15 protein-coding genes are annotated in these 15,374 nt (G+C 28.3%); 3 read left to right on the top strand and 12 right to left on the bottom strand.

The genetic code is table 11. The features are described 5' to 3' along the window. Positions 1-889 precede the first annotated feature (889 nt). From WJW32_RS02965 to nadA, 7 genes are all read right to left on the bottom strand, one after another. Complete coding sequence (locus WJW32_RS02965; RefSeq protein WP_340254755.1) at positions 890-2,332, bottom strand: DEAD/DEAH box helicase; 1,443 nt, start codon at positions 2,330-2,332, stop codon at positions 890-892. A gap of 173 nt (positions 2,333-2,505) precedes the next feature. Next, positions 2,506-3,750, bottom strand: a complete 1,245-nt coding sequence (locus WJW32_RS02970; RefSeq protein WP_340254758.1) for an aspartate kinase — start codon at positions 3,748-3,750, stop codon at positions 2,506-2,508. Between the two features lie 23 nt (positions 3,751-3,773). Further along, positions 3,774-5,039 (bottom strand): homoserine dehydrogenase, encoded by a 1,266-nt coding sequence (locus tag WJW32_RS02975; RefSeq protein WP_340254760.1) that lies wholly within the window; start codon positions 5,037-5,039, stop codon positions 3,774-3,776. Between the two features lie 185 nt (positions 5,040-5,224). Further along, positions 5,225-5,371, bottom strand: coding sequence for a hypothetical protein (locus WJW32_RS02980; protein WP_340254762.1), 147 nt, complete (start codon positions 5,369-5,371; stop codon positions 5,225-5,227). A gap of 93 nt (positions 5,372-5,464) precedes the next feature. Then, complete coding sequence (nadC, locus tag WJW32_RS02985; protein WP_340254764.1) at positions 5,465-6,304, bottom strand: carboxylating nicotinate-nucleotide diphosphorylase; 840 nt, start codon at positions 6,302-6,304, stop codon at positions 5,465-5,467. After that, a complete protein-coding gene (locus WJW32_RS02990) occupies positions 6,285-7,589 on the bottom strand; it encodes an L-aspartate oxidase (protein ID WP_340254767.1) in 1,305 nt (434 codons plus the stop codon). Before WJW32_RS02990 ends, nadC begins: the two co-directional genes overlap by 20 nt. A gap of 40 nt (positions 7,590-7,629) precedes the next feature. After that, positions 7,630-8,532 (bottom strand): quinolinate synthase NadA, encoded by a 903-nt coding sequence (gene nadA, locus WJW32_RS02995; protein ID WP_340254770.1) that lies wholly within the window; start codon positions 8,530-8,532, stop codon positions 7,630-7,632. 470 nt (positions 8,533-9,002) lie between these two features. Here nadA and WJW32_RS03000 point away from each other — a divergent pair, with 470 nt between their 5' ends. After that, positions 9,003-9,398, top strand: a complete 396-nt coding sequence (locus WJW32_RS03000) for a hypothetical protein (protein WP_340254772.1) — start codon at positions 9,003-9,005, stop codon at positions 9,396-9,398. A 73-nt stretch (positions 9,399-9,471) separates the two neighbouring features. Here WJW32_RS03000 and nagZ read toward each other — a convergent pair whose 3' ends face one another. Continuing rightward, on the bottom strand, positions 9,472-10,641 hold the full coding sequence (gene nagZ, locus WJW32_RS03005) for a beta-N-acetylhexosaminidase (protein ID WP_340254775.1): 1,170 nt from the start codon (positions 10,639-10,641) through the stop codon (positions 9,472-9,474). A gap of 32 nt (positions 10,642-10,673) precedes the next feature. Continuing rightward, a complete protein-coding gene (locus tag WJW32_RS03010) occupies positions 10,674-11,276 on the bottom strand; it encodes a methyltransferase (RefSeq protein ID WP_340254778.1) in 603 nt (200 codons plus the stop codon). Positions 11,277-11,588: 312 nt separating this feature from the next. Between WJW32_RS03010 and WJW32_RS03015 the strand changes: the two genes are divergently transcribed. Continuing rightward, complete coding sequence (locus WJW32_RS03015) at positions 11,589-11,888, top strand: hypothetical protein (RefSeq protein WP_340254781.1); 300 nt, start codon at positions 11,589-11,591, stop codon at positions 11,886-11,888. A gap of 137 nt (positions 11,889-12,025) precedes the next feature. On the opposite strand, the gene WJW32_RS03020 is transcribed toward WJW32_RS03015, so the two are convergent. The 3 genes from WJW32_RS03020 to deoD all read right to left on the bottom strand — a co-directional run bounded on the left by WJW32_RS03020 (position 12,026) and on the right by deoD (position 14,887). Next, positions 12,026-12,724, bottom strand: coding sequence for an RluA family pseudouridine synthase (locus WJW32_RS03020; protein WP_340254784.1), 699 nt, complete (start codon positions 12,722-12,724; stop codon positions 12,026-12,028). Positions 12,725-12,762: 38 nt separating this feature from the next. After that, on the bottom strand, positions 12,763-14,028 hold the full coding sequence (locus WJW32_RS03025; RefSeq protein WP_340254787.1) for an MFS transporter: 1,266 nt from the start codon (positions 14,026-14,028) through the stop codon (positions 12,763-12,765). A 145-nt stretch (positions 14,029-14,173) separates the two neighbouring features. After that, positions 14,174-14,887, bottom strand: coding sequence for a purine-nucleoside phosphorylase (gene deoD, locus WJW32_RS03030; RefSeq protein ID WP_340254790.1), 714 nt, complete (start codon positions 14,885-14,887; stop codon positions 14,174-14,176). Positions 14,888-15,089: 202 nt separating this feature from the next. On the opposite strand from deoD, the gene WJW32_RS03035 reads away from it, so the two are divergent. After that, complete coding sequence (locus WJW32_RS03035) at positions 15,090-15,359, top strand: oxidoreductase (protein ID WP_340254960.1); 270 nt, start codon at positions 15,090-15,092, stop codon at positions 15,357-15,359. Positions 15,360-15,374 lie beyond the last annotated feature (15 nt).

A 15,374-nucleotide genomic window follows, 5' to 3' on the forward strand; every position in this document is an offset into this window, starting at 1 on the left:
CTGCCTAAATTTCGTACAAATGTAATTATTTATTCACTATAAAATACCAATTGATCAAATCTCTAATTTGGAAAAATTATAGCTCTTAATCCCAAAACAAATGACATTAAAATACCGCTAATGTTGTAAATGTTTTTAATAAAACTTAGTAGTTCTAAGGTTTCTAATGTGATAAGGTGAGAGTATTTAAATCTTCCTTGTTTTGTTAGTATTTAAACTATTATAATCCTATTCCTAACAGTGTTTGGAATCTCATATACCCTAGCAGTTTTATCTGCTTGAGCATAATCTGATATGTCTATATTTTTCCAAAGAAGAATTTAGAAGGTCTTTGAATCTATGTGAGCAATGGACATTTCCAGAATCGAGATACATTGCAACTGTTTCAGCATTTTTTCCTGCCAAAGCAGCTGATAACTGATATCCAGATTGATTTTTTTTCTTTGAAAAGTTTACTATGAATATCTTCAAATTGAGATATATTTGTAGCATTCATTCGCCTTAAAAGAATATTAATTTGAGATTGGTCAGGGAAACTATCCATGTTAAATAAATTTGCTGATAGTTTTTCAGTTCCGAGCTTTTCATAAATAATACCACCTTTCTTATTTTAGAGTACTTGTCGAATGGTAATTCTTTTATAAGAATATGGTATTATTTTTTTGTCTTTTATTCTATGGTAAAAATAGGGGATGAAGTTTTAATTTATAATAGAGTTTTTAATAACCCACAGACCCTAAAAAAATAACCCAGATTTCGTTTGTACGAAATCTAGGTAGCTGATTTTTTGTTAATATTTCATAATCCTTAGTTTTATTAAAATATTGACTTAATCAGCGGTATTTTAATGAGCATCTTTTGCCATTTAACCACCTATATTCAATTAGTCTTATTCATCACACTTACTAACTCTTCTAACCCTTCCCTTAATAGGTCTCCCCTGAAGAGCATTATAAACCATTTCACCTTTTCCATTTAATATCTCTACAAAAGTAGAAACATCTATTATATTTATAATCCCTATATCAGCAGCAGTCATTCCCTCTACATTACAAAGAGTTCCAACTACATCAACTGGGCGCATCTTAGTTTTTTTACCTGCATTTATATGAAGCTTCATAATTCCTTCACTTACTTTTTCACTCTTTAGTGGACCCATATCTAATTTTGTACTATTTTTTTCATTAAAATCAGCTATACATTCATCAACAGTAATCTTATCTGGATGTTCTTTAGGTTCTATTTCCTTATTTATATACTTTTGTATAACATCTATAAATTTCATATCATTTTCTGTTACAAAAGTAATAGACTTACCTGATTTACTTGCACGAGCAGTTCTTCCTATTCTATGAACATAATCTTCCTTATCCTCAGGTGTATCATAATTTATAACATGAGTTATACCATCTATATCAATACCTCTCGCTGCAACATCTGTAGCTATTAAGTGTCTGAATTTACCTTTTCTAAAGTCATTCATAACTAAGCTTCTATCTTGCTGTTCCATCCCACCATGAATTTTGTTACAAGATTTTATCCAAGGATATAGATTATCACAAAGCTCATCAACCATTCTTTTAGTATTACAAAATATCATGCATCTATCTGGATTCTCAACTACTAAGATATCCTTTAAAAATTCAAATTTATCATCTTCATCTACAGAGTATCTTTCCTGATCTATTTTATCAACAGTTAGATTTTGAGTTTCAATTTCTATTTGCTCGTAATCTTTCATATATGATCTACACAGATTTTGTATATCTTTAGGAATAGTTGCAGAAAGTAGCATAGTTATCCTATGTTTAGGAAGTTTTTCTATTATAGCTTCAATCTGCTCTATGAATCCCATATTTAACATTTCATCCGCTTCATCTATTACTAAATACTTGATCATAGATAAATCTATAGTTCCTCTTTCCATATGATCTATCAATCTTCCTGGAGTTCCTACTACTATATGTGTCTTTTGCTTAAGTTCTTTTTCCTGTCTTCTAAATGAGAACTGTCCATATACTTCAGATACCTTAAGTCTTTTGAATCTACCTATATTAAAAAACTCTTCTCTTACTTGAATTGCAAGCTCTCTTGTTGGAGTAACAACTAAAGCCTGTGGCTTATTCTCATCCCAGTCAACCTTGTCACATATAGGTATTGCAAATGATGCTGTTTTTCCACTTCCTGTTTGAGATTTAACAACAACATCTCTTCCTTTAAGTGCTATTGGAATCACCTTTTGTTGAACTTCAGTAGGTGATGTATAGTTTAATCTATCTATAGCCTCTAATATTTCATGGCTCAAGTTATAATCTTTAAAATTTAATGTCATTATATAATCACTCTTTTCATGTTTATTTTATCCGTAAGTACTAATATAACACAAAATAGATATTTAGATAAGTACAATTAGTTTTTCCATTTATACTATCGTTAATCTATAATTTGTTAACTATATAAAAAAGTAAGTGCCATGTCTAACTTTATAGTCCATGGCACTTACTTTTAAACAATCTCTTGTTCAAATACATAATTATCGCTACACAATCTAAACTCTTGATTTACATACTGTAAAGCTTCTCTTCCTTTTTTCTTATCTATTATACAAGATATCTTTATTTCTGATGTACTTATCATCTGTATATTAACTCCTAGTTCATAAAGACTTCTAAAGAAAACAGATGCAACGTTAGAACTTCCTGCTATTCCAATACCTACTACTGATATTTTTGAAACTGACTCATCTATGATTATATCTTTTGCATTAATTTTGTTTTTTAGTTCATTTGATATTCGTTTAACTTCTTTTAAATCCTCAACCTTTACAGTAAACGATATGTCATTTATATTCTCCCTGTTTATATTTTGTATTATCATATCAACCTGTATATTGTTCTTTGATAAAGTATCAAATAATTTATATGAAATACCTGGTTCATCTGGAACTTCAAGTATTGAAATTTTAGCTATATTTTCATCTAAAGAAACCCCTCTTACCAATACATTCTCCACCTTATTCACCTCCACAACCTCTGTCCCATTACATTTATTAAAGCTAGATTTCACTACAAGTTCTACATTGTATTTTCTAGCAAGCTCTACACATCTAGGATGAAGAACTTTAGCTCCAAGACTTGCAAGTTCCAACATCTCATCGTATGAAATTCTATCAAGAAGATTTGCACCTTTTACAATTCTAGGATCTGATGTATATACTCCATCTACATCAGTATAAATCTCACATCTAGTTGCATTTAATATAGCTGCTAGTGCAACTGCTGTTGTATCTGATCCACCTCTACCAAGTGTAGTTATATCATTTTTTTGTGATACTCCCTGAAATCCAGCTACTATGACTATTTTTTCTTTTTCTAGTTCGTTCTTTATCCTTATAGTATCGATATCCTTGATTCTAGCTTTTTTGTGCTTATCATCAGTTATTATTTTACATTGATATCCGTTTAATGATATGACTTCTTCATTTAGTTCTTGTATAGCCATGGCAAGAAGAGATATAGACATTTGCTCCCCAGTTGATAAAAGCATATCCATTTCCCTACTTGATGGATTTTCATTTATCTTCATAGCTTTTTCAATCAATTCATTAGTAGTGTTGCCCATAGCTGATACTACAACAACTATTTTATTATTTTTATATTTTGCTTTTACAATTTGTTTAGCTACATTCTTTATCCTATCTATTGAACCTACCGAACTTCCTCCATACTTTTGAACAATTATATTATCCATACTCTCCTCCCCCTTTTATGTCATTATTTAGCCTCGTATTTCAAATTCATTATATCTCCTTCAATTCTCATGTAGCAGTATTCTCTCTCAAGAATATTTAATTTACCTACAAACTGCTCTATTTTATCAGCACTTACAATATCAGTAATAACAATTAAATCTTCATTCATACTGAGTATTTCATATTTCAATTTATTTGAATCCATCAATTTTAAAATTTTTGCTATATCGCTCTTGTTACCAGGACTAACTCTTATATAGTATCTTCCTTCAAACAAATCTATACCAGCAGATATTAACTTTCCATTTTGAACAAAATTATCTCTCTTATATTGACCAGTTACAATATCGAATATATCTGAAACCACTGCATTTGCAGTAGGACTCTTACCTGCACCTTGACCGTAAAATTGTAGTTCCCCAATAACATTTCCTGTAATAGATACTATATTAAATGCATTTTTCACAGTTGTAAAAGTAGAATTTTCATTTAAAAGTATAGGCTCAACACTTGCAGAGTAGTTATTATCACTTGAAATAGCACTTCCAACTAACTTTGATACAAGTCCTAACTTCTTAAACATCTTTATATCAACTTTATTTATAGAACTTATACCTCTACACATAATGCTGTCTACATCTGTTTTGTTATTAAAGGCTATAGATGATAGTATCGCAAGCTTTCTTTTAACATCATATCCTTCTATGTCATCAGTAGGATCTGCCTCTGCATAACCTAATTCTTTAGCTATATCCAAAGCCTCATCAAAGCTTAAGTTTTCATCACACATCTTTGTCAAAATGAAATTTGTTGTTCCATTTAGTATTCCTCTAACATTGCTTATATTATTAATTCTAGCACTTTGTTTTAAAGGTTTTATAATAGGTATTCCACCTCCAACACTTGCCTCAAATAAAAATCCTCTATTATACTTATTAGAAAGATCTAACAGTTTATCTATATACTTTGAAACAACAGCCTTATTTGCAGTTACAACATGCTTATTGTTTTTAAAAGCAAGACACATATACTCATAAGCCTTGTCGATTCCACCCATAACCTCGATAACAATATCAATTTCAGGGTTTTCTAATATTTCTAAAGGATTTTGTGTGAATATTTCCCTAGGTACATCTACATTCCTTTTTTTATTTATATCTCTAACTAATATTTTGCTAACCTCAATTTCTTTATTTAAAAGTCTTCTCAAATTGTTTTCAGTATTATTTATAATTTCGTATACTCCTGTTCCCACTGTACCAAATCCTAAGAGCCCTATTTTTATCATCTCAATACCCCTTTCTTAAATCCCAATCTCATTTTGTCTTTCTGTAAAAGACATTTGTATTTGTATAGAAAACATTATATCACAGTTTTTTTAATTTACAATACTCTTTTTATTTAAATTTTGTAGATTTATTATAAAAATTATTTTATATATATTAAAAAAAGGACTTTTCAGTCCTTTTAATTTTAATAAGATTTATTTTTGCCTTCGTTTGTAACCGTTTGTATATCCATCAAAGTAGTATCAATATCTAACGTATATTTAAATATATTATTTTTATGATTTTGATGTATATTTTTGTCTTTTTTTTGATTTTTAACCTTTTTAATCACAAAAAAACCTCCCTTCTGTCTATAATATTTAATTTACCCAAGACAGAAGGAATATACATAGTAAATTTATGGTGAAATATAAAGATTAAAATCTTAATTTTTGATTATCAAATTCTTCATACTTATATCCAATACATTAGCTGAATGTGTAAGAGCACCACATGATATATAGTCTACTCCAGTTTTTGCTATACTCCTAATTTTATCTATTGAAACATTACCTGAAGCCTCCGTTATAGCTTTCCCATCAATTATTCTAACAGCCTCTTTCATATTTTCTATATTCATATTATCTAACATTATTATGTCTGCCTCTGCTTCTAAAGCTTCTTTAACTTCTTCTATACTTTCAACTTCAACTTCAATCTTTCTAACAAATGATGTATTTTCTTTTGCAAGCTTTACAGCATTTTTTATCCCTCCACATGCTTGTATATGGTTATCCTTTAGCATAACACCATCTGATAAGCTAAATCTATGATTGCATCCTCCTCCAACTTTAACTGAATATTTTTCAAAAATCCTTAGATTTGGAGTTGTCTTTCTTGTATCTAAAAGTTTTGCTTTGGTTCCATCCATTTTTTCTACCATTTTATTTGTTATTGTTGCTATACCACTCATTCTCTGTAAAAAATTTAGAGCTACTCTTTCCCCTGTAAGCACATTTATTGTACTTCCTTTTATAATCCCTATAATCTGCTTATTCTCAATTTTTTCACCGTCTTTAACATTAAATTCAACATGAACATTTCCTAGTAAATCAAATACTCTTTTAAAAACATCTAACCCTGCAATAACTCCATTTTCCTTTGCTATGAGTTCTACTGAACATAAACTAGGTTCACTTAATATTGAATTTGTTGAAATATCTCCATAAACACTATCTTCTATTAATGCATTCTTTATACTCTCATCAACAATTAACCAATTCATTTTTTAGATCTCCTCTCACTTTAATAAGCTCATTCAATGCTATTTTCACGTTTTCTTGTCTTATATTTGCTGCATTTACACAATTATAGCTTTCATCAAATTCTAACTTATTAAGTTCTATTTCATCTATATAATCATTTATAATTATAGATGCTCTTCTAGAAAATACTAATGCTTCCTGAAGTGAATTACTTGCCAATCTATTTGCTCCATGAACACCTGTACAACTAACTTCCCCACAAGCAAATAGTCTGTTCATTGATGTTCTTGAATATGTATCTACAGTAATCCCACCCATAAAATAATGTTGTGCAGGAGTAACTGGTATTCTATCCTTTGTCATATCTATTCCCTTATTTATACAAGCTTCATATATACTTGGGAATCTATCAACTATATACTGACTATTTTTATGAGTTATATCTAAAAAAACACATTCTGAATTTGATTTTGATTCTTCATTAAGAATAGCTTTTGAAACTACATCTCTTGGTAATAATTCATCAACAAATCGTATACCTCTTTTGTTTAATAGATATGCGCCTTCTCCTCTAACTGCTTCTGAAATAAGGAACCTTCTATTTTCTCCTTTTTCATATAAAGAAGTTGGATGAAATTGTATATAATTTATATCCTTAAGATTGATTTTATGTTTACAAGCTATAGAAATACCGTCACCAGTAAGTGTTTTAACATTAGTTGAATTTTTAAATAATCCTCCAATACCACCACAAGCTAATATGGTTATCTTGGAATAAATATTTATTACTTCATTATTCTTTACAGCTATTCCGCCAAAACATGTATTATTTTTCTCAATAATATCAATTAAACAGCTCTGTTCTATTATTTGTATATTACTTTTCTCTTTAACTCTTTTTAATAATACATTAAATACTTCTCCACCTGTTCTATCTTTACAATGAACTATTCTATTCTTGCAATGAGCAGCTTCTCTAGTATATTGAAGTTCTCCATCTACAGTGTCAAACTTAACGCCTAATTTAATAAGGTTATTAATATTATCAATAGATTCTTCTGCCAAAATTCTAACTACTTCTTCATTATTTTTATATTGACCTGCTTTTAAAGTATCCTGTATATAATTCTCAATATCATATTTATCTCTTGCTGTAGCTATACCCCCCTGAGCTAAATATGAGTTACAATCATCTACCTTTTCCTTCGTAATCATTATCACTTTAAGATTATTTTTTAAGTTCAGTGCACTATATAAACCTGCAATACCAGTACCAACTATAAGTACATCTGCATAAACTTTCATTTTATACGCCCCCAAGAATTAATTATAAAGCGAAACTTAATTATCCTAATTCATGCATTTTTCTTAAAGCATTTTCAGCCTTAATTCTTACCTCTTCATCAATATGAATTTCATTTGATAAGTCTTTAAGGCAATTATACACATCTGTTATAGTTGTGATTTTCATATTCTTACAGACCATATCTAATGAGTGAAATTTCTTATTAGGACTTATTTTTCTAAGTTTATGTAATATACCCACATCAGTAACAACTATAAATTCTTGTTTATTACTATTAGACGCATACTCTATTATTTGTCCTGTGCTTCCTATAAAATCTCCTAGTTTTCTAACTTCTTTCGTACATTCTGGATGAACTAAAACTTCTATATCTTGTCCATGCTCTTCTTTCACTTTTATAACATCTTCCTGTCTTATATTATTATGTATACAACAGAATCCATCCCAGAGTACTATTCTTTTTTCTGGTACTTTTTCTTGAATATATGATCCTAAATTTTTATCTGGAACAAATATTATTTCATCACTTTGAATATTTCTACATATATTCATAGCACTTGATGAAGTACAACACACATCAGAAATAGCCTTAACTTCTGTGCTTGAATTTACATAGCACAATATCTTAGCGTTTGGGTATTCTTTCTTCATTTTTTCAATTTTATTAGGACTAGCCATAACTGCCATCCCACATAGTGCTTCTTCATTAGGAAGTAGTACTGTCTTATTAGGAGATAATATTTTAGCACTTTCTGCCATAAATTTAACCCCACAAAAAACTATTACATCAGCATCACTCTCAAAACCTACCTTACTTAAATAATAAGAATCACCAACATAATCTGCTATATCTTGAATTTCAGAGTTCTGATAATAGTGCGCCAAAATAATAGCATTTTTCTTTATTTTCAATTCTTTTATTTTGTTAACTATAGAATTCATTATTTTCACCTCTGTATAAATTTTTTATGTAGTAAACACAGGTGTATATACACCTGTGTTTACACTATATCATCTTAGAATATATTTATCAATACAAAACATATTCTTCGTTTATCCACAATTTAAAAATCATATAATTTCCCATACAAAAAAAAATTTGCTTTATTCTAACTCATAGTTCATATCGCCAACGAGTCCTAACTGACTCCATTGCTCAAAATAGTTGTAACTTTAGTGATTTAATCAACATTATACTCTAATTAAAAATTTTATAATTTCTTTCATTTCATCACCTTCCTTTTATTAGTACATATTGTACTAATATATTTAATTAGTATAAGTTATACAATTTATATTGTAAAAAAATATGTTTTCTATATGTAATTTTTTAGTTGGAAATGTTTATAAGGTATTATAATTCTTAAACATGTAAAAATAATATTACATTCAATTTAAGGAGGTTTTTTATAATGAAGCAAAGAGAAAAAGATCATAATGTAAATACAAATAAAAGTGAAAATTTAGGTTTAGAAAATGCCCGTAGGATAGACGACCTTATAGATTTAGTTGAAAAACATACAAGAACAGAACGTCATCTTGAGCAGCATTCTGATATTTCTTCTCCTGAACAAATTGAACATTCTAAAGAAGTTCAATGCGAAAGAGAGCACAAAATAGAAAATTTAAAAAATATAATAGCATATGGACAACATGAGAGCGATAATGAACTTGAAAATCTAGAAAAAAATTACCATTACTCTCAAGGATATCTAGATCATAATCAAGAAAATATGAATGAACAAGATGTTGAAAGAGCCATTGAAAAACAAGAGCATCGTAAAGATCAAATGAAATTTTTAAAATAGAAAAATAAAAGGACTATCTCATAATAAAATATATGAGATAGTCCTTCTTTAATAAAAGATAGGTGATATCCACTTAAATATCCTCTAAATTATATTTATGTTTTAATTTAATAATTCTTTTTACACTTTCATCAATTCTTTCTATACTGATTTTCCCACTATTTACAGCTTCATTTAAAGCTTCTAATGCCTCTATTTGCTTTTCTTTAGTATGACACATCAAAATAATATCAGCCCCTGCTTTAACAGCTTCTACTGATGCATCTTTAGTACCATAATTTTTTGCAATAGCACCCATTTCCATATCATCTGTAATTATTACTCCATTAAAATTCAATTCATTCCTCAAAATATCAGTCAATATTGTTTTAGACAAAGTAGCTGGTTTTTTACTTTCATCAACATTAGGTAAAACTATATGAGCTGTCATTACTGCATCTGCTCCTTTGTCAATTGCTTCTTTAAAAGGAATTAGTTCAAATTTATCAAGCCTTTGTTTATCGTGATTTACAACTGGAAGTCCTATATGAGAATCTACCTTTGTATCGCCATGGCCAGGAAAATGCTTTACAACAGAAATAACATTTGAATCTTGAAGCCCTTTCATAGTAGCAATTCCCAATGTCTTAACTATTTCAGAATCCGTTCCAAATGACCTATCTTGTATAACTGTATTTTTAGGATTACTATATATATCAAGTACTGGTGCAAAATCCATATTGAATTTAAAATCATTAAGCTCAGTTCCTATTTGCTTGCCTATTTTATAAGACAAACCTTTATCATTTTCTTTTCCTATTACTTTATTAGATGGAAATTTTGTGCTTCCTTCAGGCAATCTTGTAATTCTTCCACCTTCTTCATCAACTGATATAAACAGAGGCAATTTATTCTTTGAATTTATACTTTTTATATTATTATTTAAATTTAAGAGTTGTTCTGAATTTTTTATATTACGTTTAAATAAAATAACTCCTCCTACTTTATAATTTTCTAATAAATCACTAAAATCCGAATCAACTTCATATCCATTAAAACCTACTATTATCATCTGTCCTAATTTTTCTTCTAAAGATAAACTGTTAATAATATCATTTACTTTATTTTCTTCTAACTCTTTTTTAGTTAAAACCTTTTCTTTGTTTTCTTCAACTTTCTCCATATTACCATCGTTTTTTATATTTACAAAGATTAATGCTAGTACTAATAATATTAATGTAATTTCAATAAGTGTCTTTTTCATCGCTATTCTCCTTTTATGTCATAGTCAATATATTAAAATCCATATATTAAAAATCTCTCACTATTATCGCTCTTATATAAATTCTCCACTATAATCTCATCTATTAATATAAAAGGTGTATTGTTTTCTAAATAATATATGTAATCCTCCGATGGATAATATAAAATCAATTCTACTCTTCTTTCATATTCTTCTACTGATAGTAAAATATTATCTATAATTTTTCTAAATATCTGTATAGAAAAAGGGTTAAAAAAATAAAATTTATTATCTGCAGGTTTTATATTATACTCCTGAGCAAAACAACATAAAAAATTAATCTTATCTATATTCTTTTTATATTTTTTCAGATAGCTATATTTATTTTCAATAGCTTCTAAATAAAGTTCTTTATCCATTTCTACACCTATAACATTTGAATTATAAAAATAGTTTATGTAAAAAACAAGTCTTCCCTTACCACATCCAAAATCAACAATATTATCATCACTTTCTACCTGATATTGTTTAAATAATATTTCAAGTGCAGAATATAAAGTAGCCTCGTATGGATGATAATGAAGCGAACTTTTATCCCATTTTCGATGTCCTGTTGTCTTTATATTTAATAAATTTTCATAATATTTTTCTTCCATTTAATTTCCTTTCTTGTTTACAAATGTCAAATAATTATAATAACAGCTCAAATTTGTATAGTTATTTGCTTGTTAATATTATATACCATAAGGATGTATACTTACATAAAAAATTCGCTTTATTCTAACGCATAGCTCATGTAGCCAACGAGTAATACGAGCTGCATTGCTTAAAATTAATTGAAAGCTTAAATCTTTAATCAATGTTATCACAAAATTTAAAATCATATAATTTCCTTATATATATAGTACGAATAAATTCTATAAATAGTCGCATAATAATATTAAGAAAATCAACTTGGAGGTTATCAAATGGATACTAAACAAGAGTTTTTAGGAGCTATAAGAAGTGAGTTAGACGATTTAGTTGTTGGAGCTTTACATCTAGAGCAAGTGTATATAAATGAAAAAGATGCGAAAAATAATGATGGTATACAAGTCGAGTGGCATGGTGGAGTATTAGAAGGTCATTATTATGTAATTGATAGTGACTTATATACAGACAAAGCTCGTAAAAAAATAAGAGCTAAATTAGACGTTATATCATCTAAAATACATGAAGGAGCAAAAAAAGGTTTAATTCAAAATGAACAAGATTTATGGCGTCAGTAAGTTAATATTTTAATCAAAAAAATAATGCTTATTAAAATATCAATATTAATATTTTAATAAGCATTATTCCTTAGCTTAAAAACTATTAATTTTTAGCTATATAATTATTTTTTTCATATTTTCTTTATACTTATCATCTATTTTTGAGACAACAAGTTAAAAGGATATTGATTATAAGGTTTTAATTCAAATTTACATACCTTTTTATCCTTTGGATGAATAAATTCTATGCTTTTAGCCCATAAAGCTATTTGAGTATATCCTTTCATCTTAACAAATCTTTTATTATATTTATTATCTCCCCATAAAGGCATATCTGCATTTGAGAATTGGACACGTATTTGATGATGTCTTCCTGTTTTAAGATTTATTTTTACAAGACTTAAAATTCCATCTTCCTCTGTATTAACACTATCTATAACTTCATATTCTAAAATTGCTTCCTTAGCATTCTTATTTTCTTTAGAAACCACCTTTGACATATTAATTCTACCTGTTTTTAAAAGATAATCTCTAAGTATTCCTGTTTTACCATCAGGCTTTCCACAAACTACAGCATAATATTCTTTTTTAAATGTTTTATTCTTCATTTGCTCTGATAGACTTGCATTCGCTTCTTTTGTTTTTGCAAATATCATTAATCCTCCAACCGGTCTATCTAATCTATGAACTAATCCTATATAAGGATTTCTCGCCTTAGGATAAGCAATCTTCAAATGCTCTTTCATCATAGAAAGCATGTCCATATCATTTGTTTTATCCTTTTGAGAAGGAACCTTAGGTGGCTTTTCTGCTACTATAATATAACTATCTTCATAAACTATATTTAAATTCATAATATCTTTCTCCCTTTTTTAATATTCTTATTTTCAACTTAAATACCATTTCTCAACTTAACCATTTTATCATCTTTTACCTTACCAGCTACATACAAATTCACCAAAGAAAGTGATGCTGCCAAAAAAAATATATATTGTGGTCCCCATAAACTCCATATAATTCCACCTAAGTAAGCACATATAATTGAAACTATATGGTCTAGACTAAGCCCTAAAGATAATGTAGGTGTAATATCAGAAGGTTTCACAGCTATAGAACGCAAATAAATTGTCCTTATCATACCCATTTGAGTAGACATTCTATCAAATATAAGCACCATATAAGCTAAAAATAAAGGAATACCAACAGTAGCTAATTTACCTGTTGAAAATCCAGCACTTAATAATCCATAAACCAAATAGACAAAAATAAAAGATAAGGCATCAGCATAAAGTAACTTCTTGATTCCAAACTTATCAATCCACCTACCAACAGCCGGGATAAAAAACACACCGACAAATGAACCAATAATACTTAAAACTGCTAAAGTATCAGCTCTTTTATTTAATAGATCAATCAGTACCCAAGGTCCATAAACAATCATTATCTGCTTTTGTACTCCCCACATAACCACTAAAATATAATAATACTTATATTCTTTTCTAAAAACGAAATTTATCTTTTTATTGCTTTTTATTGGTTGTCCAATTAGCTTTTCTAAAGCAAAAAACAGAATAAATACAACTCCCAAAATACATGCTGATATAATAAAAATCCACTTAATATTACTTGTAAAGCTAAAAAATCCAACTCTAAATCCAATAAAAACCAATATACTTGCTAACACAGTAAATATCGTTGCTAATCCTTTATATTGACCTACTTTCTTACCAACATTATCTTCATCCTTAATTAATGACATACCTATACTATCTTTTATAGGCATAAACATATGCATTCCTAATGAATTAATAAATATAAAAATCAGCATAATTGTAAAAGGCGGAGTAAAAAAGCCTAATGTTACTATACCTATTATACTTAATAATTGTGCTACCATAGCAATACGTATATCTGAAAATAATGATAATGAAGCAACAATAAATATAACGAGAACTCCTGGTAATTCCCTTGGGAATTCTATAAGCCCCCGTTGATATGCTGTAATGTTGTAAGCATCTTTAAAATAATTAGAAATCACATCATTACTAAGACCTAAACCAAGCGCCGTAAATGCAATAATTAGATAATAAACCAATTGAACTTTACTCTCATTCTCAAGCTTTTTAAACATTTTGTCTAATCCTCTTTTCTTATACATTAATAATAGCCCCATACACTATTATAATCTAAAGTTATATAGCGTAACTATATATTTCAAAATTTTATGCACCTAATACCAACATAAAAAAGGTAACTGTGACTTATCAAATAATTTTCCAAGTCATAGTTACCTTATAATTTTATTATTCAGCCATTTCTAAAGCAATTTTCATCATATTTGTAAATGATTCTTGTCTTTCTTCAGATGTAGTCAATTCTTGAGTTACTAAATTATCTGAAACTGTTAATAAGCAAGCTGCATTTTTTCCTAATACGTTTGCATTATGAAATAGAGCAAATGCTTCCATTTCCACTACAGTACATCCATGATTTTTACAAATATCCTTATACTGCTCGAAGTTCTGACGATAGAACACATCAGATGAATGTATTCTCTCTTTATGTATTTTAATTCCTAAATCCTCTGAAATTTTTTCCAACTTACTGTTTAACTCAGAAGATGCAGCAATTACATCTTTGTCATATCCAGATTGAACTTTAGCATATGTAGATTCACTCCAAACTTCATTAGCTAATATTACATCATATAAATTTAAATCCGCAGTATAAGCTCCACATGAACCAATACGGATAATGTTTTCTACTCCATAAAACTTAAATAATTCATATGAATAAATACCAATACTAGGCATTCCCATACCACTAGCCATTACAGAAATTTTACGTCCTTTATATGTTCCTGTATATCCAAATACATTACGTACATTATTAAATTTTTCAACATTTTCTAAAAATGTATCAGCAATAAATTTTGCACGTAATGGATCTCCTGGCATTAATACTGTTTTTGCAATAATTCCTTGTTCTTTTACTTCAATATGAGCTGTTGGTATCATATTAAAACCTCCTTACGATAATGTTTCTATTTAAAATAGTTTCATATAAAGTCTAACACTTAGATAATGAACTTGACAAGCCTGAATTAATTTAATACATTCTAAAAATATATATCTGAAAACTCTATAGATAAGCTGTTACCCCCTAAAAGATCATTTAAATTCTTTTAATATTAAGCTAGAAACCCTTTTAAATTATACAATATTTTTCACAACTTTAGTTCATCAATACGATTCAAAGATATTAATGCAGATTGCATATGGTAGAATGAAAACTACATATAATGTTGGTGAAAGAGTTACAAATACGTTAGGTAAAGCTATGATAAAGGATGAAATAGACTATATAGTAGATGCATTTGCTAAGGCTGGTAAACGATCAAAGGAATCTAGATTTGAAGGTGTTGAAATTCATGGTGCTCACACATATTTATTGAAATGGTTGGAGGTCTTAAAAATATTAATAATATAAAGAATATCTTGAATG

The organism is Tepidibacter sp. Z1-5 (assembly GCF_037844525.1).
Classification (GTDB): domain Bacteria; phylum Bacillota; class Clostridia; order Peptostreptococcales; family Peptostreptococcaceae; genus Tepidibacter_A.

Bases quoted from the DNA above. Each gene is read 5' to 3' on its own strand.
- WJW32_RS02965 (WP_340254755.1), bottom strand. From the start codon at position 2,332: ATGACATTAAATTTTAAAGATTATAACTTGAGCCATGAAATATTAGAG.
- WJW32_RS02970 (WP_340254758.1), bottom strand. From the start codon at position 3,750: ATGGATAATATAATTGTTCAAAAGTATGGAGGAAGTTCGGTAGGTTCA.
- WJW32_RS02975 (WP_340254760.1), bottom strand. From the start codon at position 5,039: ATGATAAAAATAGGGCTCTTAGGATTTGGTACAGTGGGAACAGGAGTA.
- nadC (WP_340254764.1), bottom strand. From the start codon at position 6,304: ATGAATTGGTTAATTGTTGATGAGAGTATAAAGAATGCATTAATAGAA.
- WJW32_RS02990 (WP_340254767.1), bottom strand. From the start codon at position 7,589: ATGAAAGTTTATGCAGATGTACTTATAGTTGGTACTGGTATTGCAGGT.
- nadA (WP_340254770.1), bottom strand. From the start codon at position 8,532: ATGAATTCTATAGTTAACAAAATAAAAGAATTGAAAATAAAGAAAAAT.
- WJW32_RS03000 (WP_340254772.1), top strand. From the start codon at position 9,003: ATGAAGCAAAGAGAAAAAGATCATAATGTAAATACAAATAAAAGTGAA.
- nagZ (WP_340254775.1), bottom strand. From the start codon at position 10,641: ATGAAAAAGACACTTATTGAAATTACATTAATATTATTAGTACTAGCA.
- WJW32_RS03010 (WP_340254778.1), bottom strand. From the start codon at position 11,276: ATGGAAGAAAAATATTATGAAAATTTATTAAATATAAAGACAACAGGA.
- WJW32_RS03015 (WP_340254781.1), top strand. From the start codon at position 11,589: ATGGATACTAAACAAGAGTTTTTAGGAGCTATAAGAAGTGAGTTAGAC.
- WJW32_RS03020 (WP_340254784.1), bottom strand. From the start codon at position 12,724: ATGAATTTAAATATAGTTTATGAAGATAGTTATATTATAGTAGCAGAA.
- WJW32_RS03025 (WP_340254787.1), bottom strand. From the start codon at position 14,028: ATGTATAAGAAAAGAGGATTAGACAAAATGTTTAAAAAGCTTGAGAAT.
- deoD (WP_340254790.1), bottom strand. From the start codon at position 14,887: ATGATACCAACAGCTCATATTGAAGTAAAAGAACAAGGAATTATTGCA.